20 protein-coding genes are annotated in these 23,662 nt (G+C 60.3%); 14 read left to right on the top strand and 6 right to left on the bottom strand.

Going from position 1 to position 23,662, the window contains the following annotated elements:
* Window positions 1-66 precede the first annotated feature (66 nt).
* The 3 genes from F8N12_RS25885 (at window position 67) to trxA (ending at window position 2,257) form a co-directional block, all read left to right on the top strand.
* Complete coding sequence (locus F8N12_RS25885; protein ID WP_150582919.1) at window positions 67-537, top strand: YbaY family lipoprotein; 471 nt, start codon at window positions 67-69, stop codon at window positions 535-537.
* On the top strand, window positions 534-1,190 hold the full coding sequence (locus F8N12_RS25890) for a class I SAM-dependent methyltransferase (RefSeq protein WP_150582920.1): 657 nt from the start codon (window positions 534-536) through the stop codon (window positions 1,188-1,190). Before F8N12_RS25885 ends, F8N12_RS25890 begins: the two co-directional genes overlap by 4 nt.
* A gap of 194 nt (window positions 1,191-1,384) precedes the next feature.
* On the top strand, window positions 1,385-2,257 hold the full coding sequence (gene trxA, locus F8N12_RS25895; protein WP_150582921.1) for a thioredoxin: 873 nt from the start codon (window positions 1,385-1,387) through the stop codon (window positions 2,255-2,257).
* 212 nt (window positions 2,258-2,469) lie between these two features.
* Here trxA and F8N12_RS25900 read toward each other — a convergent pair whose 3' ends face one another.
* Complete coding sequence (locus F8N12_RS25900; protein ID WP_150582922.1) at window positions 2,470-2,811, bottom strand: hypothetical protein; 342 nt, start codon at window positions 2,809-2,811, stop codon at window positions 2,470-2,472.
* Between the two features lie 136 nt (window positions 2,812-2,947).
* Between F8N12_RS25900 and F8N12_RS25905 the strand changes: the two genes are divergently transcribed.
* The 5 genes from F8N12_RS25905 (at window position 2,948) to F8N12_RS25930 (ending at window position 7,199) form a co-directional block, all read left to right on the top strand.
* Window positions 2,948-3,526: a DUF2796 domain-containing protein gene (locus F8N12_RS25905; RefSeq protein WP_150582923.1), complete on the top strand. Its 579-nt coding sequence runs from the start codon at window positions 2,948-2,950 to the stop codon at window positions 3,524-3,526.
* Window positions 3,527-3,687: 161 nt separating this feature from the next.
* Window positions 3,688-4,398 carry an ABC transporter ATP-binding protein gene (locus tag F8N12_RS25915; protein ID WP_150582924.1) on the top strand — a complete coding sequence of 237 codons (711 nt, stop codon included), beginning with the start codon at window positions 3,688-3,690 and terminating at the stop codon, window positions 4,396-4,398.
* A gap of 1 nt (window position 4,399) precedes the next feature.
* On the top strand, window positions 4,400-5,665 hold the full coding sequence (locus F8N12_RS25920; RefSeq protein WP_150582925.1) for an ABC transporter permease: 1,266 nt from the start codon (window positions 4,400-4,402) through the stop codon (window positions 5,663-5,665).
* A gap of 11 nt (window positions 5,666-5,676) precedes the next feature.
* Window positions 5,677-6,195, top strand: coding sequence for a DUF3299 domain-containing protein (locus F8N12_RS25925; protein ID WP_150582926.1), 519 nt, complete (start codon window positions 5,677-5,679; stop codon window positions 6,193-6,195).
* Between the two features lie 305 nt (window positions 6,196-6,500).
* A complete protein-coding gene (locus tag F8N12_RS25930; RefSeq protein ID WP_150582927.1) occupies window positions 6,501-7,199 on the top strand; it encodes an OmpW/AlkL family protein in 699 nt (232 codons plus the stop codon).
* Window positions 7,200-7,380: 181 nt separating this feature from the next.
* Here the strand turns inward: F8N12_RS25930 and F8N12_RS25935 are convergent, their stop codons facing one another.
* Window positions 7,381-8,265 (bottom strand): sugar nucleotide-binding protein, encoded by an 885-nt coding sequence (locus F8N12_RS25935; RefSeq protein WP_150582928.1) that lies wholly within the window; start codon window positions 8,263-8,265, stop codon window positions 7,381-7,383.
* Window positions 8,266-8,757: 492 nt separating this feature from the next.
* Between F8N12_RS25935 and F8N12_RS25940 the strand changes: the two genes are divergently transcribed.
* Window positions 8,758-13,074: a DEAD/DEAH box helicase gene (locus F8N12_RS25940; protein ID WP_150582929.1), complete on the top strand. Its 4,317-nt coding sequence runs from the start codon at window positions 8,758-8,760 to the stop codon at window positions 13,072-13,074.
* Between the two features lie 118 nt (window positions 13,075-13,192).
* On the opposite strand, the gene F8N12_RS25945 is transcribed toward F8N12_RS25940, so the two are convergent.
* A complete protein-coding gene (locus F8N12_RS25945; protein WP_150582938.1) occupies window positions 13,193-15,310 on the bottom strand; it encodes a mechanosensitive ion channel family protein in 2,118 nt (705 codons plus the stop codon).
* A 293-nt stretch (window positions 15,311-15,603) separates the two neighbouring features.
* Between F8N12_RS25945 and F8N12_RS25950 the strand changes: the two genes are divergently transcribed.
* From F8N12_RS25950 to F8N12_RS25965, 4 genes are read left to right on the top strand one after another with little or no spacing between them, the layout of a single operon-like run.
* Window positions 15,604-16,530 (top strand): DUF72 domain-containing protein, encoded by a 927-nt coding sequence (locus F8N12_RS25950; protein ID WP_150582930.1) that lies wholly within the window; start codon window positions 15,604-15,606, stop codon window positions 16,528-16,530.
* Window positions 16,527-17,324 carry an endonuclease/exonuclease/phosphatase family protein gene (locus tag F8N12_RS25955; RefSeq protein WP_150582931.1) on the top strand — a complete coding sequence of 266 codons (798 nt, stop codon included), beginning with the start codon at window positions 16,527-16,529 and terminating at the stop codon, window positions 17,322-17,324. Before F8N12_RS25950 ends, F8N12_RS25955 begins: the two co-directional genes overlap by 4 nt.
* The gene (clsB, locus tag F8N12_RS25960) at window positions 17,321-18,604 is read left to right on the top strand and encodes a cardiolipin synthase ClsB (RefSeq protein ID WP_150582932.1); all 1,284 of its coding nucleotides are present in this window, start codon (window positions 17,321-17,323) and stop codon (window positions 18,602-18,604) included. The genes F8N12_RS25955 and clsB overlap by 4 nt, the downstream gene beginning before the upstream one ends.
* A complete protein-coding gene (locus tag F8N12_RS25965) occupies window positions 18,604-19,587 on the top strand; it encodes a lysylphosphatidylglycerol synthase domain-containing protein (protein WP_150582933.1) in 984 nt (327 codons plus the stop codon). The genes clsB and F8N12_RS25965 overlap by 1 nt, the downstream gene beginning before the upstream one ends.
* An 80-nt stretch (window positions 19,588-19,667) precedes the next feature.
* On the opposite strand, the gene F8N12_RS25970 is transcribed toward F8N12_RS25965, so the two are convergent.
* The 3 genes from F8N12_RS25970 to F8N12_RS25980 all read right to left on the bottom strand — a co-directional run bounded on the left by F8N12_RS25970 (window position 19,668) and on the right by F8N12_RS25980 (window position 22,824).
* Window positions 19,668-20,423 carry an alpha/beta hydrolase family protein gene (locus F8N12_RS25970; RefSeq protein ID WP_150582934.1) on the bottom strand — a complete coding sequence of 252 codons (756 nt, stop codon included), beginning with the start codon at window positions 20,421-20,423 and terminating at the stop codon, window positions 19,668-19,670.
* Entirely contained in the window at window positions 20,413-21,522 is a 1,110-nt protein-coding gene (locus F8N12_RS25975) for a DUF3182 family protein (protein ID WP_150582935.1), read from the bottom strand. Before F8N12_RS25975 ends, F8N12_RS25970 begins: the two co-directional genes overlap by 11 nt.
* A gap of 309 nt (window positions 21,523-21,831) precedes the next feature.
* Window positions 21,832-22,824 carry a GlxA family transcriptional regulator gene (locus tag F8N12_RS25980; RefSeq protein ID WP_150582936.1) on the bottom strand — a complete coding sequence of 331 codons (993 nt, stop codon included), beginning with the start codon at window positions 22,822-22,824 and terminating at the stop codon, window positions 21,832-21,834.
* Window positions 22,825-22,925: 101 nt separating this feature from the next.
* On the opposite strand from F8N12_RS25980, the gene F8N12_RS25985 reads away from it, so the two are divergent.
* Window positions 22,926-23,477, top strand: coding sequence for a cysteine hydrolase family protein (locus F8N12_RS25985; RefSeq protein ID WP_150582937.1), 552 nt, complete (start codon window positions 22,926-22,928; stop codon window positions 23,475-23,477).
* Window positions 23,478-23,662 lie beyond the last annotated feature (185 nt).

A 23,662-nucleotide genomic window follows, 5' to 3' on the forward strand; every position in this document is an offset into this window, starting at 1 on the left:
AGACAAGCCATAGGGTTTGCGGTATACAGACGGCCTATAGATGGATTTACGCTGCTGGAGCTGCCCATGTCGTTACGCCCGCTTGTTTTGCTCAGTCTTTTCAGCCTGCTGGTGGCTTGCAGCAGTGATGCTCCCAAGACCGAGCCGCAACCGCCCAAGCCCGGCCCCGCGCCGCAGCAAGCACAGAAAAAAGCCAGGGAGGCCGCTGATCTCGGCCCGCTGCCCGCGCACCAGCGTGAACTGAGCGGCACCCTGCAAGGCGTTCCAGCCGGTGCCGAAGTCGAGCTGGCGCTGCTGGTGATCGATAATCAGGACCGCCCGCAGCAATTGCTCGCCAGCTCCAGCCTGATCGGCACCAATCAAGTTTTGCCGTTTCGCCTGCGCTTCAACCCGCAATCGTTCCCGGTCGGTGCCCGCGTTGAACTGCGTGGTCGCGCCAGCCAGTCCGGGCAGTTGATTCTGCACCTGCCGTCACAGGTCATCACTCAGCCGGCGACTCAGGCGATGGGGCAACTGCAATTCGTCAAAGCGCCATGATTGCACCGCTGGACCTGCAACAGGCGTTGGGTGAATTGCTGGGTGACGCTCAGCTGGTGCCCTGCGCATTGCCGGGCACCGAACTGAAACTCTGGCTGATCGACGGCGATAACATGGACCGTGCCTTCAGCCCGGAAGAGACCCGGCGGATTTTGCATGAACCGCCGTACTGGAGTTTTTGCTGGGCCAGCGGCCTGGCGGTCGCACGGTATCTGGCGCAATTCCCGGAGTGGGTCAAAGGCAAACGCGTGCTGGATTTTGGCGCAGGTTCCGGTGTGGCGGGGATTGCTGCCGTGAAGGCCGGCGCGCTGGAAGTAGTGGTGTGTGATCTGGACCCGCTGGCGATTGCCGCGTGTCGGGCGAATGCCGAACTCAACGACGTGCAGCTCACCTACTCGACCGACTTTTTCGCCGAGGCGGACCGGTTTGATCTGATCCTGGTCGCCGACGTGCTCTACGACGGGGCGAACCTGCCGTTACTCGACCAGTTCCTGAGCCGGGGTCGCGAGGCGCTGGTGGCGGATTCGCGGGTCAGGGATTTTCGTCACCCGCCGTATCGGCGCATTGAAATGCTGGAAGCGATGACATTGCCGGATCTGGCCGAGCCTGAAGAGTTTCGGCACGTGAGCCTCTACCATGCGCGTCGCGGCTAAAAGCTTCGCGAGCAAGCCCGCTCCCACACTTGTTTTGTGTCGATCACCAAATCCTGGTTCGCTGCAGATCCAATGTGGGAGCGGGCTTGCTCGCGAAGGCGTCCTTTCAGATGACACATACCCAAAGCCCCCGCTTCCGGCCACCCCCCACCAAGCCTTATAGTGACCTCATCAACGCTTCCAAGAGATCCCCCATGAGTCAGGAAACGCCGTACATCTTCGACGCCACGACTGCCGATTTCGACCAATCGGTGATCGAGAACTCTTTTCACAAACCGGTGCTGGTGGATTTCTGGGCCGAATGGTGTGCGCCGTGCAAGGTGCTGATGCCGATGCTGCAAACCATCGCCGAGAGTTATCAGGGCGAGTTGCTGCTGGCCAAGGTCAATTGCGATCTGGAACCCGACATCGTCGCCCGTTTCGGCATTCGCAGCCTGCCGACCGTGGTGCTGTTCAAGGACGGTCAGCCAGTAGATGGTTTTGCCGGAGCGCAGCCGGAATCCGCTGTTCGCACGATGCTCGAGCCGCACGTACAAATGCCGCCACCCGCGGCGGCTGATCCGTTCGAACAGGCTCAGGCTTTGTTTGATGAGAGCCGTTTCGCCGACGCTGAAGCCGTACTCACTGTGTTGCTCGGCGAGGACAATACCAACGCCAAGGCGCTGATCCTGTATGCCCGCTGCCTGACTGAACGCGGTGAACTGGGCGAAGCGCAAAACGTACTCGACGCGGTGAAGAGCGACGAGCACAAGGCTGCACTGGCCGGCGCCAAAGCGCAGATCCAGTTTCTCGGCCAGGCCAAGGATCTGCCCGACGCGGCGGATCTGAAAGCGCGGTTGGCAAAAAACCCGCAGGACGATGAAGCGGTGTATCAGCTGGCAATTCAGCAACTGGCGCGCCAACAGTATGATGCTGCGCTGGAGGCATTGCTCAAGCTGTTCGTGCGCAATCGCAGCTATAACGAAGGCCTGCCGCACAAGACGTTGCTGCAAGTGTTCGAGTTGCTGGGCAATGATCACCCGCTGGTGACTACCTACCGCCGCAAGTTGTTTGCTGCGTTGTATTGAAGGATCAAAAGATCGCAGCCTCGTTAAACTCGACAGCTCCTACAGGGAATCTCGTTTTCCTGTAGGAGCCGTCGAGTGCCGGGAATCTTGTTTTCCTGTAGGAGCTGTCGAGTGCCGGGAATCTTGTTTTCCTGTAGGAGCTGTCGAGTGTCGGGGATGTTGTTTTCCTGTAGGAGCTGTCGAGCGAAGCGAGGCTGCGATCTTTTACAGCTTCACTCGATCCAGCTGTAAAGCGGCGTATCCCCGCCGCTGGTCACTTTCACTTGCGCACAATGGCGCAAGCGCACCAGCAGGCGCTTCCCGGAGGCCGGAGTGCCGGTCAATCCTTCCAGCTGTTCGAGCAAATCCGGACCACTTAGATGCCCGGCCTTGCGCAGTAGATCCTTGGCGATCTGCCACTGTGAATCGTCCTGATTCAGCGGCTTGGCGGGCGTCACGTCAGTTTCAGGTTTGACCACCTGCAACTGCGCGCCGAGCCTTGCCCAGTCGTCATCATCCATCTCCAGGGTCAAATCCACCGGCCACTCGCCGATGCTTCCGCGTATGCGCAACATGAGTCTGCTCCTGCAACATTTGTGACCTCCATGCTCCCATGGGACTTGTGCAACGCCAAGCAGACGGTCAAACTCTCCACGCTTTCGTTATAAGATTACATAACAATTTTTTCAACTCACTTCCCGGAGACTTGCCATGCGCCTTCTGTTGCTCGCTTTGCCGTTCGCCCTTTTGCCGCTGGCCATTGCTCACGCCGCCGATGAACATGAGCACGATCATGAACACGCAAGCCTCGCCGCCCACGAACACGGCGTCGGTCGTTTGAATGCGGCGCTGGATGGCCAGACGCTGGAACTGGAACTGGAAAGCCCTGCAATGAACCTTGTGGGCGTCGAACACGCCCCTACCACCGACGCCGACAAAGCCAAAGTGGCGGCCGTACGCAAACAGCTGGAAAAGCCGCTCGCCCTGTTCAATCTGCCAAAAGCCGCCGGTTGCGTGGTGGCCGCGCAGGAACTGGAAAGCCCGTTGTTCGGTGACAAAGCCGACGACGATCACGACGAAGACGCCAAGGGCGAGCATCACCACGAGCACAGCGAAATTCATGCGCACTATCAGTTCAAATGTTCGGAACCTGGCGCCCTGAAGACTTTGGAACTGGCCAACATTTTCACGACTTTCCCGGCGACCCAGAAGATTCATGTACAACTGATCAGCCCGAGCGGCCAGCAAGGTGTTGAAGTGACCGCACAGGCTGCTGCCCTGAAATTCTGATCACAGCAAAAATTCCTGTAGGAGTGAGCCTGCTCGCGATGAGGTCCGGACATTCAACATGTTTGTTGACTGACAAGCCGCTATCGCGAGCAGGCTCGCTCCCACAAGGGGAATGTATGAGTTGAAATCGAGACCGTATCCAACCCAATGAAATCGGCGCCATGACCCAAGCACTCATCGAACTGTCCGACCTCAGCTTCAGCTGGCCCGGTCACCCGCCACTGCTGGACATCCCGGCGTTTCGCCTTGAGCCTGGCGAGACCTTGTTTCTCAAAGGCCCCAGCGGCAGCGGCAAGACCACCCTGCTCGGTTTGCTAGGCGGCGTGCAGAAGCCCGATCGCGGCAGCATACGCCTGCTAGGCCAGGATCTGACCGAACTTAATGCCGGTGCGCGGGATCGATTTCGTGTCGATCACACCGGCTACATTTTCCAGCAATTCAACCTGCTGCCATTTCTCTCGGTGCGCGAGAACGTCGAATTGCCTTGCCACTTTTCCAGGCTGCGGGCCGAGCGGGCGATCCAGCGTCACGGCAGTGTCGATCAGGCCGCCGCTACCCTGCTCGCCCACCTCGGTCTGAAAGATCAAAACCTGCTCGGCCGCCGCGCCGATTCGCTGTCCATCGGCCAGCAACAACGGGTTGCCGCCGCGCGCTCATTGATCGGTCAGCCAGAACTGGTGATCGCCGACGAACCCACCTCGGCACTCGACTACGACGCCCGCGAAAACTTTATTCGTCTGCTGTTCGCCGAATGCCGCGAGGCGGGTTCGAGCTTGTTATTCGTCAGTCATGATCAGAGCCTTGCGCCACTGTTCGATCGCAACCTGTCGCTGGCCGAGCTCAACCGCGCCGCCACTCCGTCCGAGGTCTGAGATGTATTTGTTTCGTCTAGCCATGGCCAGCCTGGCTAACCGCCGTTTTACCGCGATTCTCACCGCGTTCGCCATCGCCCTGTCGGTCTGCCTGCTACTGGCAGTAGAGCGCGTGCGCACCGAGGCCAAGGCCAGTTTTGCCAGCACCATCAGCGGCACCGACCTGATCGTCGGCGCCCGCTCGGGTTCGGTCAACCTGCTGCTGTATTCGGTGTTCCGCATCGGCAACGCCACCAACAATATCCGCTGGGACAGCTTCGAACACTTCGCCAGCAACCCGAAAGTGAAATGGGCGATCCCGATGTCCCTCGGCGATTCCCATCGCGGGTATCGGGTAATGGGCACCACCGAAGCCTACTTCGAGCATTACCAATACGGCCGGCAACAACACCTGGCATTGGCCGACGGTCGCGCCTTCGCCAGCGACCCGTTCGAAGTGGTGCTCGGTGCCGAAGTCGCCGAAGCGCTGCACTACAAGCTCGGCGACAAACTGGTGCTGGCCCACGGCGTGGCGGTGATCAGCCTGGTCAAACACGACGATAAACCCTTCACCGTGGTCGGCATCCTCAAGCGCACCGGCACCCCGGTGGATCGCACGCTGCACATCAGCCTCGGCGGCATGGAAGCGATTCACGTCGACTGGCATAACGGTGTGCCCGCGCGCGGAACCGGTCGGATCAGCGCCGATCAGGCGCGCAACATGGACCTGACGCCGCAGGCGATTACCGCCTTCATGCTCGGCCTCAACAGCAAGATTTCTACCTTCGCGCTGCAACGCGAGATCAATGAATTCCGCGGCGAGCCGATGCTGGCGATTCTGCCTGGCGTGGCGCTGCAGGAACTGTGGAGCCTGATGAGCACGGCGGAAAAAGCGCTGTTCGTGGTCTCGCTGTTCGTCGTGCTGACCGGTTTGATCGGCATGCTGACGGCGATTCTCACCAGCCTCAACGAACGTCGGCGCGAGATGGCGATTCTGCGTTCAGTCGGCGCGCGGCCGTGGCACATCGCAACCTTGCTGGTGCTTGAGGCCTTTGCGTTGGCGCTGTCCGGCGTGATCGCCGGCGTTGCCCTGCTTTACGTTGGCATAGCCCTCGCGCAGGGTTACGTGCAGGCCAATTACGGCCTGTATCTGCCGCTGGCCTGGCCAAGCGAATATGAATGGACGCTGCTCGGTGGCATTCTTGTCGCCGCGCTGCTGATGGGCAGCGTACCGGCCTGGCGCGCGTATCGCCAATCCGTGGCCGATGGCCTTTCGATCCTACTATGAGGACGTTAATGATGCCCCGCGCTGTACTTGCGCTGTTGATGCTGGTCGCCCTGCCCCTGTGGGCGGCCGAGCCGAAAGAGCTGACCTGGTCGGAAATGATTCCGCCCGACGCCATGCCGGAAACGCCGAACATGACGCCGTTGCATGACATGTCGCAAATGAGCGACGCGCTGGCCGCCGAAGCCGCGCCCGCCGCCAGGCAGGACATGCCGAATGCACCCGTGGTGAAAACCCTGGACGGCCAGAACATTCGCCTGCCGGGCTATATCGTGCCGCTGGAAGTGAGCGAGGAGGGTCGCACCACGGAGTTCCTGCTGGTGCCGTATTTCGGCGCTTGCATCCACGTGCCGCCACCGCCGTCCAATCAGATCGTGCACGTGAAAAGCGAAGTCGGGGTGAAGCTTGACGAGCTGTATCAACCGTACTGGATCGAGGGTGCGATGCAGGTCAAGCCGTCGTCCAGTGAGTTGGCCGACGCCGGGTATCAGATGGCGGCGGACAAGATATATGCGTATGAATTGCCGGAGTGAGACCGGTTGTTCTGTAGCGATCTTGAGGACGCCTTCGCGGGCAAGCCACGCTCCCACAATTGATCGCATTCCCCATCTGTTTTTGCATCAATCATCGGGGCGCCATCGTCGGAACGCCGCCCGGAGCAGGCTCACTCCCACAGGGGGAATGCGATTAACTGTGGGAGCCAGCCTGCTGGCGATGAGGCCCTGATGTGCACTGTAAAATCAGGTCCATCACCCTTTCATTGAGCTGAGTCAAAAGACCGAATCATTAGGCGCCTTACCATTGGACATCGAATTCTTTTATGCCCTTTGGAGCCCCCATGAACAAGTCCTTGCTCGGCGCCTCGCTGATTTCCCTCGCGCTTGCAGCCCCGCTTGCCTGCGCCTACGAGGCGGGTGACATCCTTCTTCGCGCCGGCGCGATTACAGTCAACCCCAATACCGACAGTTCCAGCGTCAAGGTCGATCAGGGGCCATTGAGTGGTGCCGATCTGGGCGGCAAGGCGACGCTTGGCAGCGACACGCAACTGGGTCTGAACTTCGCCTACATGATCACCAATCATCTCGGCATCGAATTGCTGGCGGCAACGCCGTTCGAGCATGAAGTAAAACTCAAGGGCACCGCGCTGAGTGCGGCCAATGGCAAACTCGGCAGCTTCAAACAACTACCACCCACCCTGAGCCTGGTTTACTACCCGCTCGACTCCAAATCCGCGTTCCAGCCCTACGTCGGGGCAGGCGTCAATTACACCTGGATGTACGACGAAAATCTCAGCAGCGATGCGAGCGCCAATGGATTCAGCAACTTCAACATCAAAAATTCCTGGGGCCTGGCGTGGCAAATCGGTGCTGACTACATGCTCACCGACAACGTCCTGCTCAACGCTCAGATGCGCTACATCGATATCGACACCCGCGCGACCGTGGAAAACAACGCCGTCGCCCCGGGTACCCGGGCACGGGTGAACGTGGATGCAGACCCGTTCATCTATATGGTGGGTCTGGGTTACAAGTTCTGACCTGTTCGCGATCTGCCTGAACAACGCGTTAAACCGGATGCCCTAGCGGTGCCTCCGGTTTTTTTTCGCGAGCAGGCTCGCTCCCACAGGTGATCGCGCTGTCTGTGGGAGCGAGCTTGCTCCGGGCGGCGTTCCGACGATGGTCGTGAACGATAAAGGGTTGGTTCGGGTGCCCAGGTCGTCAGCCGTGGCGATAAAAACGGTCGAGCAAGCCCGGTAGCGCCGCCCGCCAGGCGCGTGGTTTGATCCCGAAGGTGTGCAGGATTTTCTTGCAGGCAAGCACTGCGTGTTGCGGTTCTTCAGCAGCGTCCGGGCGCGCGGCGTGGGCCTGCGCCGTCGGCGCTTCAATGGCCAGCGGATGCAGCACGCGGGCTTCGGTGATAATCGCCTGACCCAGCGCCAATGGCGTGGTCGCCTCGTGCCCGGCGTAGTGGTAGGTGCCCCACAGCGGCGCCGCGCAATCGAGTTGCTTGAGCACCGAAATGATCACTCGTGCCGCGTCGTCCACCGGCGTTGGATTGCCACGTCGGTCGTCGGCCATCAGCAATTCTTCGGGGTTTTCGGCGCGAGCAAGAAAGCGTCCGAGCGTGCCGTCGGGGCTGTCATCGAGCAGCCAGCCGAAACGCAGCAGCACGTGCTGCGGACAGGTCGCGCGCACGCTTTGTTCGATCCGCCACAAGGCCTGACCGCGCAGGCCAAGCGGTACCGGTTCGTCTTTCTCGCTGTAGGCGGTAGCGCGCGAACCGTCGAATACGCGATAGCTCGACGGTTGCAGCAGGACAATATTGTGATGCTGGCACAATTCGGCAAGACGCTCGACCGCACGCTCCTGCCCGGCCAGACGCTGTTCGCTGACCGCTTCCGCCTGGAACCAGTCGAAGTAGTAGGCGAGGTTGATCAGCGCGTCCGGGCGGGTGTCGTCGAGCAATTGCGTGAGGCTCGCGGCATCCCAGCCGTCTTGCGGCGGGCGGGGGGCGAGGAAGCCGATGTCTTCCTCCGCACCGAGGCGAATCAGCGCCTGCCCAAGGGCATTCCCGCCGCCCAGTAACATAAGGCGCATTCGCATAGAGTCAGCAGGCCCAGTCTGATTGGAACGATGGCTTTACCGACAGCGCCCGCAGGCGATGTCATGGATAGTTGCCGGAATCGTTGCATTTTGCGGGTTTAGTGCGCAACCGTCACTTACAAAGTACGCCAACTCCATGTAGCCGCTGCCGAAGGCTGCGTCGGCCGCGTGCCGGTCGCCGGGGGTGGATATACCTGCCTGGACGATAGATCACCGATGAAACGACTGCTTCGCAGCCGGACGCAGCCTTCGGCAGCTGCTACAAGCTTCATGCATGCCACGGTCTCTGTAGCAGCTGGCACAGCCTGCGTCTGGCTCGGCACGTTCGGACGCAGCCTTCGGCAGCTGCTACAAGCTTCATGCATGCCACGGTCTCTGTAGCAGCTGGCGCAGCCTGCGTCTGGCTCGGCACGTTCGGACGCAGCCTTCGGCAGCTGCTACAAGGCGCAGGGGTGCTTGAAACTTGAGGTGTCTGCCCGCATAAATTACCCCATGAATCTGCCCATTCCCACGAACGCTGCCCTGAGCGGTTTTCATCCCGCCGTCAGCGCCTGGTTTACCAGTACGTTCCCGGCGGTCACCGCCGCGCAGGCCCGGGCGTGGCCGTTGATTCGCGAGCATCGCTCGACGTTGATCGCCGCACCGACCGGCTCCGGCAAAACCCTCACCGCGTTTCTTGCCGTCATTGATGATTTGGTCCATCGCGGCCTGGAAACCGAGGCCGGGTTGCCCGATGAAACCTTGGTGGTGTACGTCTCACCGCTGAAAGCGCTGTCCAACGATATCCAGATCAACCTGCAAAACCCACTGGCCGGAATCACTGAACAACTGCGCGCTATGGGCCTGCCACCCTTGCAGATCAATACCGGCGTACGCACCGGCGATACACCGCAAAAAGAGCGTACGGCGATGCGGCGCACACCCCCGCACATACTCGTGACCACGCCAGAATCGCTGTACGTGCTGCTAGGCTCCGACTCCGGCCGCCAGATGCTCAGAACCACAAGCACGGTGATCGTCGACGAAATCCACGCCATCGCCGCCAGCAAGCGCGGCAGCCACTTGGCGTTGAGCCTCGAACGCTTGCAGGCACTGTGCACCAAGCCATTGATGCGCATCGGCCTGTCGGCAACGCAGAAGCCGATCGAAGCGGTCTCACGCTTTCTGGTGGGCCGCGACCGCCCTTGCGAAATCATCGACATCGGCCATGCGCGCCCGCGCGACCTGGGGATTGAAGTACCGCCCGTGCCGCTGACCGCGGTCATGTCCAACGATGTCTGGCAATTGGTGTACGACCGCCTCGCCGCCCTCGCCCGCGAACACCGCACCACACTGATTTTCGTCAACACCCGACGTCTGGCCGAACGCCTCAGCCGCCACCTCAGTGATCGCCTCGGCAAGGAGGCTGTCGCCGCGCACCATGGCAGTCTGGCCAAGGAATTTCGCCTGGACGCCGAACAACGGCTCAAGCGCGGCGAGCTGCAGGTGCTGATCGCCACCGCTTCACTGGAACTGGGCATCGATATCGGCGACGTCGACCTGGTCTGCCAGATTTCCTCGCCGCGTTCGATTGCCGCGTTTCTGCAGCGGGTAGGCCGCTCCGGGCACCAGGTGGGCGGCACACCAAAAGGGCGATTGTTCGCCACCACTCGCGATGACTTGATCGAATGCACTGCGCTGCTCGACTGCGTGCGGCGCGGCGAACTCGACACCCTGCAAATTCCCAGGGCCCCGCTGGACGTACTGGCGCAGCAGATAATCGCTGAAGTCAGTTGTCAGGAATGGCACGAGCAGGCCTTGCTGGAGATGTTCCGCAAAGCCTCGCCTTACGCGGAGCTGGACGAAAAACATTATCAGGCGCTGCTGCACATGCTCGCCGAGGGCTACAACGGTCGTCAGGGCATCCGCAGCGCGTTCCTTCATCGCAACGCCGTCACGCGCACATTGCGCGGGCGCCGGGGCAGCAAGCTGACCGCGGTGACCAGCGGCGGCACGATCCCGGACAATGCCGACTATAGCGTCCTGCTTGAACCGCAAGGGCTGAGCATCGGCAGCGTCAACGAAGACTTTGCGGTGGAAAGCATCGCCGGGGATATTTTCCAGCTGGGCAACACCTCCTATCGAATCCTGCGCGTGGAATCGGGCAAGGTTCGGGTCGAAGACGCGCACGGGCAACCGCCGACCATTCCGTTCTGGCTGGGTGAAGCGCCCGGGCGCAGTGCCGAACTTTCATCCGCGGTGGCGCGCCTGCAAGCGCAACTCGATAACTTGCTCAGCGCCACGCCCGGCGACCTGCAACCGGCGCTCGACTGGCTCACCGATACCCTCGGACTGAACCTCGCCAGCGCCGAACAACTGGTGGATTACCTCGCCCGCGCACGGTTGACCCTCGGCGCCTTGCCATCGCAGGACACGCTGCTGATGGAACGTTTTTTTGACGAGTCCGGCGGCACTCAACTGGTCATCCACACGCCGTTCGGCAGCCGTATCAATCGCGCCTGGGGCCTGGCGCTGCGCAAGCGTTTCTGTCGCACGTTCAATTTCGAATTGCAGGCTGCGGCCAGTGAAGACGCGATCATCCTTTCGCTGTCCACCAGCCACAGCTTTGATCTCGATGAAGTCTGGCGTTATTTGCCGAGCAATAGCGCCGAGCACGTGCTGATTCAAGCCGTGCTCGATGCCCCGCTGTTCGGTGTGCGCTGGCGCTGGAATGCCGGGGTGGCGCTGGCGCTACCGCGTTACACCGGCGGGCGCAGAGTGGCGCCGCAAATTCAGCGGATGAAAAGTGAAGACTTGATAGCCAGTGTGTTTCCCGACCAGATCGCCTGCGTGGAAAACCTCGCTGGCGAACGCGAGATTCCACCGCATCCGCTGGTGGAACAGACCCTCGACGATTGCCTCCACGAAGCCATGGATTGCGAAGGCTGGCTGACGCTGTTGCGCCGCATGGAAAGCGGTGAGGTTCGCCTGATCAGCCGCGACCTGCCGGCGCCCTCGCCGCTCGCGGCAGAAATTCTCAGCGCGAGGCCTTACACCTTTCTCGACGACGCGCCACTGGAGGAGCGTCGCACGCAAGCCGTGCTCAACCGGCGCTGGACCGATCCGCAGTCCACCGACGACCTCGGCGCGCTGGACGCCGAGGCGATTCAGGCCGTGCGCGAAGAAGCCTGGCCGACGCCGACCCGCGTGGATGAAATGCATGAGGCGCTGATGAGTCTGGCGTGCATCACCGACGCCGAAGCCTCGGCCAGTCCTGATTGGCTGCAATGGCTGAACGCGCTGGCAGATAGCGGGCGCGCCTGCCGCTTGCAGATCGACGCAGAGCAGTCATTATGGGTCGCGCTGGAACGGCTGACGTGTCTGCGGGCAATTTATTCACAGGCCGAGTTATTCCCGCCGCTGCAAGCGCTGCCAGGATTCGATGAAGCCTGGGAGCCGGACGAAGCCGTGCTGGAAGTGATTCGCGCTCGGCTCAGTGCGTTCGGTCCATTGCCGCTGGCTGAGATCGCGCAGCCGCTGGATTTGCCGTCGGCACAGGTCACCCAGGCGCTGGCCCGCCTGGAAAGTGAAGGTTATGTGCTGCGCGGCCACTTCAGCCCAACTGCCAGCGAGGAGGAATGGTGCGAACGTCACCTGCTCGCGCGTATTCACCGATACACCGTCAAAAGTCTGCGGCGGGAAATCGAACCCGTGGCGTTGCAGGATTTCATGCGTTTTCTGTTTGACTGGCAGCATCTGTCGGCGGCGAATCAGGGCCAGGGCGCCGCGGTGTTGCCGGCCATTGTCGCGCAGTTCGAGGGCTTCCCCGCCGCCGCTTCGGCGTGGGACAGCGACATTCTGCCGGCACGTATCAAAGGCTATTCGTCGACCTGGCTGGATGACCTGTGCCGCAGCGGCAAACTGGTCTGGACCCGATTGACTGCGCGCAACAAGGGCAGTGGCATGGCGCTGCGCAGCACGCCGATTCTACTGCTGCCGCGTAGTCAGGTCGGATTGTGGAGCAGCCTGACCGAGCAGACGCCGGTCGACGAACTGTCGGCCAAAACGCAAAAGGTGTACGAAGCGCTAAGCCAGCATGGCGCCCTGTTTTTCGATGAGCTGGTGCATGAAGCGCACCTGCTGCGCGCCGAGCTGGAGATCGCGCTGCAGGAACTGGTGGGTGCCGGACTGGTGAACGCTGACAGCTTCGCCGGCCTTCGCGCACTGATCACGCCCGCCAGTAAACGTCAGGCGCGCGGCAGTCGTCGCGGTCGTGGTGCCTTTATCGGTGGCATGGACGATGCGGGGCGTTGGGCACTGCTGCGACGCGGGCCGGCGGCGCCGATTGTGGAGAGCAAGCGACCAGCGCCAACGCCCAGCGAGACCCTGGAGCACATCGCCATGACGTTGCTTCGGCGCTACGGCGTGGTGTTCTGGCGTCTGCTGGACCGCGAGGCAGAGTGGCTGCCGAGCTGGCGCGAGTTGCTGCGCACGTTTCATCGTCTGGAAGCACGCGGCGAGATTCGCGGCGGGAGGTTTGTCAGTGGTCTGGCGGGCGAGCAATTTGCGTTGCCGGAGGCGATTCCGTTGCTGCGCGAAGTGCGCCGCCGACCGCATGATGGGAGTTTGATAGCGGTGTGCGGCGTTGATCCGCTGAACCTCGCCGGCACGCTTTTACCCGGCGCAAAGGTGCCTGCCCTGGCGAGCAATCGGCTGGTGTATCGCGATGGTGTGCCGGTGGCGGCGGTGATTGCCGGCAAGCCGGTGATCTGGGAGGAGTTGGACCAGGGCTTGGCGTGCGAGCTTCACCGGAAATTGACCGGGTATTAATGGTGTCTGCGCCGGCCCTATCGCGAGCAGGCTCGCTCCCACAGGGGATAGGCGGGGCACACAAATCCTTGTGGGAGCGAGCCTGCTCGCGATGACGCCCGCACAGGCAATACACAGATTACTGAGTACGAGGCTGATCCGGCAGCAGCACCGGCGAATGCTCCTCAGTGATCGCACCTTCTTGCGCTTCATCCACAGTCCGCTTCGGCATCAGAACCTGCTGTGGATAAGTCTGCGCGAAGTGCACCCACGGGCTGTTATCCACAAGCTTTTTCAAGCGCTGATTGAACGCCCGGCTCACCGCATACTGCCCACCCGACACCGTCCGGAACTGCGCCGTCAGCACCACGCCGTTAAGGTCCATCTTGTCGACGCCAAAGACGTCCAGCGGACCTTGCAGGTTGTACTTGAGGAACGCGTCTTCGCGGATCGAATCCCCTGCTTCGCGAATCAGCTCGATGGCCTTGTCGACATCGGTATCGTAGGTGAACTGCACCGAGAAAAACGCATAAGCAAACTGTCGCGACTGGTTAGTGACGGCTTTGATCTGGCCGAACGGCACCGAATGCACGAAGCCCTTGCCGTCGCGCAGGCGCAAGGTTCGAATGGTCAGCCCTTCAACCGTGCCGGCGTGACCGGAATCGAGTACTACCCAATCGCCCACCGACAACGTGTCCTCGATGATGATGAAGAGCCCGGTAATCACATCCTGCACCAGTTGCTGGGAACCGAAACCGATGGCCAGACCGACCACCCCGGCACCCGCCAGCAGAGGGGCGACGTTAATACCCAGATTTGCCATGGTGGTAATCGCGCAGATCACCACCAGAATGATTTTGATCGCGTTACGCAGCAGCGGCAGGATGGTTTTGATTCGCGTGCTTGGCTGCGTCGAGCGCTTGTTGACCGGTGGCTTCAGCGCTTCCTGAATGGCCGTGTCGAGCACCACCCACAACAGCCAGGTCACCAGGAAAATCAGGCCAATGCTGCTTAATGATTCACTGATCGCGCGGCCGACCGAGTTGCGCTCGGCAAATTCGAACAGCGAAATACCCCAGATGCGCCCGAGAATTTCGATGAATGCCACGGCCATGACAATTCGCAACAGCGCATGCAACAAACTCAGAAAGCGCTCCTTGTAGGCGCTACTGCGTTGCACACCCTCGGTCTTGCGGGACTTGAACAGATGCTGGAAGACCGTGCTGAGGAACACCGTGGCGATCAGCAGAATGGTGGTGAACAACGCACAGCGCAGGGCTTTCTGATTGTCTTCTCCGACCCCGATCAGGTTGATCGCCGAGACCATCACCATCAGCAGAATTGGCCAGTACCACAGCCCGGAAAAGATTCGCAGCGATTCCTGCAATGAAGGCTGTTTGAGTCGCGTCGCCAGCGGCCGGTTGCGGATCAGGTGCGCTACCGGTCGTCGCAGGCGAATCACCAGCAGACCGAAAATGATTGAAGCGAACAGCCCGGTAAACACCGCAACGCTGCTGGTGATGTTGCCACCCAATTGACGGGCGATTTGCGGGCTGGTCAGCGCATCGCTGAGGGCGGCGAGAAAGCCGATCAGGAACAACGGGCGCGGGCAGTAACTGCGAATGATTTGAACTGCCCGGCGTTTGTGCCCGGTGTTGAACATGACGATCACGCAGAGCAGCATCGAGGTGGAAAAAATGCCGCTGCTGGTGGCATAGGCGAAACACAACGCCAGCGCGCGCCCCACCGAAGCTTGCAGAAAATGGCTGACATAAAGCGTCAGCGGCAGGCAGATCAGCGCCGGCAACGTGTAAGGCAGTACGTAATGCAGCAGGTCCTGGCTACGTTGCCGGGTTCGCAGCCAGCGCCCCTGGTTCAGGCGTTTGGCCAGAAGGCCGCCGAGCACAGTGAGCAAGGCGAAGGCGCCAAGCCAGACACCGGACAGCAGCAGGAAATCACCCACGACACTCATTGGCGATCGCGACGACGGTCGGTTAACAAGCTTGTCGACTTCATCGGCCGCTCGATCCGCGCGCAGGCGCCAGGCGTCGACCAGGTTTTCATTGAGGTCGAGTTTGTCCTGAACGTCGTCGATGCTGGAGCTGATCGCGCCCAGCAGGCCGCCTTGCACCAACGGCTCGGGTTTTTGCGCCTCTTCGGTCGGGGCGGGAACGCCCGGCAGCGAGACAGCCCACAATGTATTACTGCCAAACAGCAGCAACGCTCCAACTAATATCGCGGTCTTGAACTTGAGCAACACGCGGAGCTCCTGCGCAAAGATGTGTAAGGAACTGATCGAAAAATGCCCGGCAAGTTCGGCGATGTCCGGTTTATCGACCGGCGGCGAGCTGGCGGGCAGGGTGTCACGGCCGCAATCCGTCTTGTGGGAGCAAAGCTTGCTCGCGAAGACGGTGGCCCACAACGCTCTCCCGTCACTTGTATCACCTTCGCAAGACATCACTACCATCCGTAGCGCCGCCGAAACTTTCACCCCCTGCGCGCAGTCAGCAAAAGACAGAGGCAAACCGAGGACCATTAGGCGGAGGCGACATGGCGGCGATTCACATTGGTATTTCAGGCTGGCGCTACACACCCTGGCGGGGTGATTTCTACCCAAAGGGGCTGACCCAGAAGCGCGAACTGCAATTCGCGTCACGGGCCGTCAACAGCATCGAAATCAATGGATCGTTTTACGCCCTGCAACGGCCTGAACGTTACGCCCAATGGTATGACGAAACGCCGAAAGACTTCGTGTTCAGTGTCAAGGCACCGCGTTTTATCACCCACGTCAAACGTCTGCGCGACGTTCACCTGCCGATGGCCAACTTTTTTGCTTCCGGGGTGCTGGAACTCAAGGAAAAACTCGGACCGATTCTTTGGCAATTCCCGCCGAACTTCAGATTCGATGCCGAATTGTTCGAAAGTTTTCTCGAACAATTGCCCCACACCACCGATCAAGCCGCCGCCCTCGCCCGCCAGCACGATTCGCACTTGCACGGTCACGCCAGCATGAAGGCGTATAAGAAAAAGGCCCTGCGCCACGCGGTGGAAATCCGTCATGAAAGCTTCATCGATCCGGCTTTCGTGCGCTTGCTCAAGCGTTACAACACTGCGCTGGTTATCGCCGATACCGCCGGCAAATGGCCGTACCGCGAAGACGTCACCAGTGATTTTGTCTACTTGCGTTTGCACGGTGCTGAAGAGCTTTACGCCAGTGGTTATACCGCCGAAGCATTAAAACGCTGGGGAGACCGGATCGATGCCTGGTCCCACGGCAAGCAACCGGGCGACGCCCAATTGATCGCGCCGCGCCTGAAACCCAAAGCACGCAAGTCCCGCGAAGTATTTTGCTATTTTGACAACGACATCAAGGTCCGCGCGCCATACGACGCCCGCAGTCTGCTGCAGCGATTTCATCTTGACGAGAGTCTCGCTACAGCTCCGGGCGAGCCTGCAGCCGAAGGAGTGCTGCAATGAGCATTACCGAGCAGCTCAGTGCCACCGATGATCAGCCGGAAACCGAAGCTTCCATACGCAGCTTTACGATTCTGACGGTCAACACGCACAAGGGATTCACCGCGCTGAACCGGCGCTTCATCCTCCCGGAATTGCGCGAAGCGGTGCGTAGCGTATCGGCGGAAGTGGTGTTTTTGCAGGAAGTGCACGGCACTCACGAGCAGCATCCGCAGCGCTACAGCAACTGGCCGGCGATGCCGCAATATGAATTTCTTGCCGACTCTCTGTGGCCGCAGTTCGCTTATGGACGCAATGCGGTGTATCCCGACGGTGATCACGGCAATGCCCTGCTGTCGAAATTTCAGATCATTCGCCATGACAACCTCGACGTCTCGGTGAGTGGCCACGAGAACCGCGGCATCTTGCATTGCGTTCTGCGGCTGCCCGGCGACGGTCGCGAAGTCCACGCCATTTGCGTGCACCTGGGCCTCCACGAAAGTCATCGTAATGAGCAACTGAAATTGCTCGCCAAGCGCCTGGCGGAACTGCCGAGCGATGCGCCGGTGATTGTCGCCGGAGACTTCAATGACTGGCGTCAGCGCACCGATGCGCTGCTGAAGCCCTGCGGGTTGCGCGAAGTATTTACCGAGCACCACGGCAAACCGGCACGCACCTTCCCGGCACGCATGCCGCTGCTACGCCTGGATCGTATCTATGTGCGCAACCTCAAGGCCTGCCGCCCCAAAGTTCTTGCCGCGCGCCCCTGGTCACACCTTTCCGACCACGCACCGTTATCGGTGGAGATTGAGCTATGAGCAGCGCACCGATGGAAAAAGCCACTGTTGAGCACATTTCGACCACGCCTCCGGTTCGTGAGCCCGGTGTGGTCGATGTCGAATATGGCTGGCAGGGCAACAACCGCGTGGAATTGCTGGAAAACGGCGAAGCCTATTTTCCGCGTGTTTTTGAAGTCATGCGCGAGGCCAAGAGTGAAATTCTCCTGGAGACGTTCATCATCTTTGAAGACAAGGTCGGTAATGAATTACAGGAAGTCCTGATCGACGCTGCCAAGCGCGGCGTGCGCGTCACCGCCAGCCTTGACGGTTTTGGCTGCGGCGAGCTGACTACGGCCTACCTCACGGCATTAAGCGAGGCTGGCGTACACGTCCAGATGTTCGACCCGGCGCCCAAACATCTGGGCTTTCGCACCAACTGGTTCCGCCGCTTGCACCGCAAGATCGTGGTGGTGGACGGTACCATTGCCTTCATCGGCGGGATCAATTTTTCCGCCGACCACCTGGGCGATTTCGGCCCGGAAGCAAAGCAGGATTATTCGGTGGAAATCCAGGGTCCGGCCGTGGCTGACATTCACCATTTTGCCCTGCTGCAAAGCGGTCGTCCGGCCCGGGCGAAATACTGGTGGCAGCGGCGCCGGCAGCGCCGTCAGGAAATGGCCTTCACCGACCATGACGGTCAGGTGCGCCTGGTCTATCGCGACAACGGTGAACACACTACCGACATTGAGGAGGTTTATCGGCAGGTGCTGCGCAGCGCCCAACGACGCGTTGTGATCGCCAACGCCTACTTCTTCCCCGGCTATCGGTTGCTGCGGGAAATCCGTAATGCAGCGCGACGAGGTGTCGAGGTCAGGCTGATCCTGCAAGGTCAGCCGGACATGCTGGTGGCCAAGCTCGCAGCTCGCATGACTTATGACTACTTGCTGAAATCAGGCGTGCAGATTCACGAATACTGTGAGCGCCCGCTGCACGGCAAAGTCGCTTTGGTGGACGAGGACTGGAGTACCGTCGGTTCGAGTAACCTGGACCCGCTGAGCTTGTCGATGAACCTGGAAGCCAACGTGCTCATTCGAGATCGCGCGTTCAATCGTGAACTGTTCGAGCGCCTCGAAAACCTCAGCCAGAACCACTGCAAAGCCATGTCCGCCGACAAATCGCCACGTGGACGCGTTTGGCACATGACCGTCGGCTTTCTGGTGTTTCACTTCCTGCGGCATTTCCCGGCATGGGCCGGATGGCTGCCGGCGCACAAACCACGCCTGAAACCTTTTTCCCATACCGCGCGGAGTGACACCTGATGAGCCACTCTGAAACGCAATCGGCCACTCACGCCGAACACCCGAAATCGCGCTGGAGCCGATGGAAAAAACCGCTAACCATGCTGTTTTTCCTGGCCCTGATTGCGCTTTTGACGATGTTCGCGCAGCGCATCGAATGGAACGAGGTGTTGGATACGCTGGCCGATTTCAAGGTGCGCACGCTGATCATCGCCGCCAGCGTGACGCTGCTGAGCTTCCTGGTGTACGCCAGCTTCGACTTGATCGGTCGTACCTACATTCGCCAGGACCTGACCTGGAAACAAATCCTCCCGGTGGGTGTGATCAGCTATGCATTCAACCTCAACCTGAGCGCCTGGGTCGGCGGGATCGCCATGCGCTATCGCCTGTATTCGCGGCTGGGCGTGAGCAAGGGCAATATCGCCAAGATCCTCGGGTTAAGCCTGGCGACCAACTGGTTTGGCTACATGCTGATCGCCGGGGCCGTGTTCAGCAGTGGCCTGGTGCGCATGCCGCCCGGCTGGAAGGTGAGCACCCTCGCGTTGCAAGGCATCGGGGTTCTGCTGCTGTTGGTCGTGGCGGGATACTTGGCGGCTTGCCAGTTTTCCAAGCGCCGGGAGTGGACGGTTCGCGGGATGGAAATCAACTTGCCGTCAGTGCGTATGGCCATGCTGCAACTGGCGCTGGGCGCGCTGAACTGGTCGCTGATGGCAGCCGTCATCTTCACGCTGTTGCCGAGCAAGCTGGATTATCCACTGGTGTTGGGCGTGTTGTTGATCAGCGCCATCGCGGGGGTGATCACTCACATTCCCGCAGGTCTGGGCGTGCTGGAAGCAGTGTTCGTGGCGCTGCTGCAACATGAGGCTTCGCGAGGCAGCCTGGTGGCCGGGTTGCTGGCGTATCGGGCTATTTATTTCCTGTTGCCGTTGTTGATCACGTTGGTGATGTATTTGCTGGTGGAGGCGAAGGCGAAGTCGTTGCGGATTGCCAAAAAGCCTTCTTGAGATGCGGGTCGGGTCCTTCGCGGGGAAGTCGGGCGCAGCGCGCTCGCTCCGACTGATCCGCGAAAAATCCACCGCTGATCTCAAGACGATTGAATAATGCTCAACCGCTCGCCCACCACCATCTCAGTGATCCAGTCCACCAGAATCGATGTATACGCCTGCTGCGACACCGGCTCGCTCAGCGCATGATCCGCCCCGTCGATAATCCGGTGCGTCAATGAATGCGTCTGCTGACACGCCGCGCGGTAACTCATTATCGTGGCGTGCGGCACGTAAGCGTCGGTCTCGGATTCGACCAGCAACACATCCCCGGTGAACTGCGAACAGGCATGCAACGCACGATTGCTGTCGGCGCGCACAAGAGTGCTGCGGTAATCGCGCAGATCGAGCTTGTCCAGGTCGCGCTTGGGCGTGTGCCACTGCTCGTCGCGATACAGCGCCGGCACGCGCAGCGCCAGCCAGCGTACAGGGCGCAAAGACGTCAGAATCGAGGCAAGGTAACCGCCGTAGCTGGTGCCGACTACCGCGATAGCGGAGGTATCGAGCGCGGGGTGCGCGAGCAAACGGTCGTAGGCTGCCAGCAAGTCACGCAGGTTATCTTCACGGGTTACACGGGTCAGCGGAATGCCCGAGCCCGTGTGCCCACGCAGGTCAAATGTCAGGCAAACGCAACCCAACCCCGCGATACCTTTGGCCCGCTCAAGATCACGCTCCTGGCTGCCACCCCAGCCGTGTACGAAAAGCACGCCGGGCACCTTGGATTTGGGGCTGAGGAACGTCCCGCTCATCTGTTCATCGTCGATGTCGATCTGGATGGTTTCGCTTCTAGCCGTCATAGGATTGAACCGTCACATACTTGAGAAGAAAGTCGCTGTTTTCTGCGGCCCCGCGATACACCTCGATAGCGTCCGCCGGCAGCGCCTGGTCGACGTAGGTTTCCACCGAAGACACACGTATCGCCCGCAGGCCCGGGTCATTGATGAAGCTCTGCAGCGCCGCGACCTCGGCGCTGCTGGCACCGCCCATGCGCCATGATTGTTCAAGCACACCGCTGCGTTGCTTGCCATTGCTGTCGAGGCCTTGAGCGATGTCGTAGTTGCGGCGCGAGGCGTAGAAACCGGGATAGGCTTCATCCGCCGCGCGGTCGAAGATCTGTGCTTGCTCAATCGCCAGTCGCACGTCGGCGGGCAGTTGCAACTGCAGCAAATCCTCGTAATTACCCTGCACCACCAGCAAGTTGGATCCGCCATAGACCTTCTCGCCATCAGCGTCTTCTGTCAGGTACTGATCGCCGCAGTAACTGAGCACTTTGTCGCCGATAAAGCTCTGGCCAACACTGTGGGTCACCACGTCGCTCAGATCTTGTTCGATGACCACGCCCTCTTCGAAAAGAGCTTGTGCGTCTGGCCTGGCAAGTACCGCATCGAATTCTTCAAGACTGTTCAGCACTTCCTGACCACGCCCTGCACAGGCATGCACAGGCTTGAGGCGGACGGGCCCTGCGTACAGCAAGTGCTCGGCTGCAGGACGCGCATCGGCGAGGGAAAAAACGCTGAGGCCGTCGAGTACGACACTGCGCACGCGCTCGGAAAACAGCGGCGACCAGCCTTGCGGAGCTTGGGCGTTTTTATTGAGCAAGCCGTGACTGATGGCTTTGGTGCAGATGAAATCGTAATCGACGTAGCCTCCCCACAAATCATTGGGACCGTTAACGCCTAATTCGCGAGCGGCCGTGGGGCCGACGAGGGTTTGCGTTGGCAAAAGATAAATTTCACGATCACTGTGCTGTTCGGGATCATAACTGCCGCCATATTCGAGGCCGAGAATATGCGCCAGCCATCGGGCCAGCGCACGATTGGTATCTACCTCATGCTGAGGAGCCTGCGGTCGCACCGAATGCGCGACCACTATTTTCTTGCGGTTCGTTGGGGTCATGCGTTGCCCTCCAATCGACGCGTGATGAATGTAGTGTAGAAGGTGCAGAGATCAGGCCAAGAAGCGCTGGGTTGGAACCGACCCGAAAACCGGGCGCTTAAGCACAAGTTAATGGCGTACAGCCTGTTTTATTCTGCACGACGGCACCGCCGGCCCCGGCCATTTTGCACGACTTGATCACGCAAATTCCTGGTGGGAGCGGGCTTGGTCTGAGCAGCATTGCGACGAAAGCGGTAGGCGGATCACCCCGTGTCGATACCCCATCGCCTTCGCGAATCAGCCCGCTCCCCAGGGGTTTTGCCACAACCACTATCGGATTGCAGCTACCGGCGTTACACCAAAGCGCGCTCGATAATCACTCGGCGCCAGCCCGGTGATTTTCTTGAAAGTTGCGCGAAACGCCCCGGGGTCCTGATAGCCGACAGTCCAGGCGATATGGTCGATGGTGCCATTGGTGAACTCGAGCATCTCGCGGGCTTTTCCGACTCGCAGATGCTGACAATATTCAGTCGGCTTCAACCCGGTCGCAGCGCGGAATCGGCGCAGAAAGGTGCGTTCTTCCAGCCCGGCCCGCTCGGCCATCACTTTCAGCGACACATCCGTTGCCCCACTGCCCTGCAGCCAATGCTGAACTTTGAGAATCGACGCGTCGCCGTGATTGAGAATCGGTGAAAAGTTGCTGCCACACTGGCTGGCACTGTCGCTGTGTTCCACCACCAGAAAACGCGCCGTGGCTGTGGCAATGCTCGGTCCCAATAACCGGTCGACCAGACGCAAACCCAGCTCCGACCAGGCCATCAGACCGGCCGTAGTAATCAGATCGCCATCGTCGACGATCGGCGCATCGGCTTTGAGCTTTATAGCCGGGTATCGCTCGGCGAAGGTTTTGACTGACGTCCAGTGAGTAGTGGCACTGCGACCGTCGAGGAGTCCGCTTTGCGCCAGAAGAATCGAACCCACGCAAACACCGCCGAGCGTTGCACCGTTGGCATGCTGCTCACGCAGCCACTGAATCAGCGCCTGCGGTGCCTGACCTTCAGAAAAACCGCTAATTGACGGTGGAATCAATAACGCTACCAACGACCGGTCCGGCGCGGGATGACTGTCATGGATGCGCACGGGAGGCAGATCCGCGCTGCTCTGCCAGTGTGTAACACGCAGAATCGGCAGCTGCGCAGGCTGATGCTCGGCGGCGATCGCGTTAGCCACCCCGAACAAATCAGTCAGACCGTGCACCGCCGCCATTTGCGCACCGGGATAAATAAGCACACCCAGCTCGGCGATAGCCCTTTGCGCAGTCATTGTCAGTTTTCCCCTCGTAAATGTCGGTGCCGCCAATCCTCAGCGTTCCAGCCTGAGCCGATACTACATTCCACACCCAACCGCAGTTCGAGGAAACAGTCATGGCCAAGCAAGCACTCATCGTAGTCGATATCCAGAACGACTATTTCGCCGAAGGCAAATGGCCTCTGGTCGGCGCTGATGCAGCGGCGGACAACGCGGCACAATTGATCGAAGCATTTCGTGACGCCGGTGAGTCGGTGGTGCACATCCGTCACGAATTCACTTCGGACGACGCGCCGTTTTTCACCCCGGGTTCGGAAGGCGCAAAGCTGCACCCCAAAGTCCTCAACCGCACCGACGAGCCCGTGGTGCTCAAGCACTTCGTCAACTCGTTCCGCGAAACCGAATTGAAGTCGATCCTTGACGAGCAGGACATCAAGGAACTGGTCGTTGTCGGCAGCATGAGCCACATGTGCATCGACGGCATCACCCGCGCCGCTGCGGATTTCGGGTACACCGTCACCGTCATCCACGACGCCTGTGCCTCGCGGGATCTGGAGTTCAATGGTGTAACGGTTCCCGCAGCTCAGGTGCATGCTGCGTTCATGGCGGCGCTGGGGTTTGCTTATGCGAGCGTGGTGTCGACGAATGAGTTTCTGGCGGCAAAATAATCCATCAGTCAGTTTGTCTCGCCCATGAAAAAGGCCCGATGCGGTAAGCATCGGGCCTTCTTGTTCAGATCGAGTGTAGCTGTGGATCTAGAACGGAATATCGTCATCAAAACTGTCGAAATCCGGCGCCGGCTGCGGGGCGGCCTGCTGCTGAGGCGCCGGGCGCGACTGCTGTGGTGCTGCCG

Source organism: Pseudomonas fluorescens, from assembly GCF_902497625.1.
GTDB classification, from domain to species: domain Bacteria; phylum Pseudomonadota; class Gammaproteobacteria; order Pseudomonadales; family Pseudomonadaceae; genus Aquipseudomonas; species Aquipseudomonas fluorescens_BQ.

Excerpts from the sequence above, each read along its gene's own strand:
- F8N12_RS25925 (WP_150582926.1), top strand. The coding sequence starts at position 5,677 with ATGCCCCGCGCTGTACTTGCGCTGTTGATGCTGGTCGCCCTGCCCCTG.
- F8N12_RS25890 (WP_150582920.1), top strand. The coding sequence starts at position 534 with ATGATTGCACCGCTGGACCTGCAACAGGCGTTGGGTGAATTGCTGGGT.
- F8N12_RS25930 (WP_150582927.1), top strand. The coding sequence starts at position 6,501 with ATGAACAAGTCCTTGCTCGGCGCCTCGCTGATTTCCCTCGCGCTTGCA.
- trxA (WP_150582921.1), top strand. The coding sequence starts at position 1,385 with ATGAGTCAGGAAACGCCGTACATCTTCGACGCCACGACTGCCGATTTC.
- F8N12_RS25940 (WP_150582929.1), top strand. The coding sequence starts at position 8,758 with ATGAATCTGCCCATTCCCACGAACGCTGCCCTGAGCGGTTTTCATCCC.
- F8N12_RS25885 (WP_150582919.1), top strand. The coding sequence starts at position 67 with ATGTCGTTACGCCCGCTTGTTTTGCTCAGTCTTTTCAGCCTGCTGGTG.
- F8N12_RS25975 (WP_150582935.1), bottom strand. The coding sequence starts at position 21,522 with ATGACCCCAACGAACCGCAAGAAAATAGTGGTCGCGCATTCGGTGCGA.
- F8N12_RS25935 (WP_150582928.1), bottom strand. The coding sequence starts at position 8,265 with ATGCGAATGCGCCTTATGTTACTGGGCGGCGGGAATGCCCTTGGGCAG.
- F8N12_RS25955 (WP_150582931.1), top strand. The coding sequence starts at position 16,527 with ATGAGCATTACCGAGCAGCTCAGTGCCACCGATGATCAGCCGGAAACC.
- F8N12_RS25915 (WP_150582924.1), top strand. The coding sequence starts at position 3,688 with ATGACCCAAGCACTCATCGAACTGTCCGACCTCAGCTTCAGCTGGCCC.
- F8N12_RS25920 (WP_150582925.1), top strand. The coding sequence starts at position 4,400 with ATGTATTTGTTTCGTCTAGCCATGGCCAGCCTGGCTAACCGCCGTTTT.
- F8N12_RS25905 (WP_150582923.1), top strand. The coding sequence starts at position 2,948 with ATGCGCCTTCTGTTGCTCGCTTTGCCGTTCGCCCTTTTGCCGCTGGCC.
- F8N12_RS25970 (WP_150582934.1), bottom strand. The coding sequence starts at position 20,423 with ATGACGGCTAGAAGCGAAACCATCCAGATCGACATCGACGATGAACAG.
- F8N12_RS25950 (WP_150582930.1), top strand. The coding sequence starts at position 15,604 with ATGGCGGCGATTCACATTGGTATTTCAGGCTGGCGCTACACACCCTGG.
- clsB (WP_150582932.1), top strand. The coding sequence starts at position 17,321 with ATGAGCAGCGCACCGATGGAAAAAGCCACTGTTGAGCACATTTCGACC.
- F8N12_RS25985 (WP_150582937.1), top strand. The coding sequence starts at position 22,926 with ATGGCCAAGCAAGCACTCATCGTAGTCGATATCCAGAACGACTATTTC.
- F8N12_RS25900 (WP_150582922.1), bottom strand. The coding sequence starts at position 2,811 with ATGTTGCGCATACGCGGAAGCATCGGCGAGTGGCCGGTGGATTTGACC.
- F8N12_RS25965 (WP_150582933.1), top strand. The coding sequence starts at position 18,604 with ATGAGCCACTCTGAAACGCAATCGGCCACTCACGCCGAACACCCGAAA.
- F8N12_RS25980 (WP_150582936.1), bottom strand. The coding sequence starts at position 22,824 with ATGACTGCGCAAAGGGCTATCGCCGAGCTGGGTGTGCTTATTTATCCC.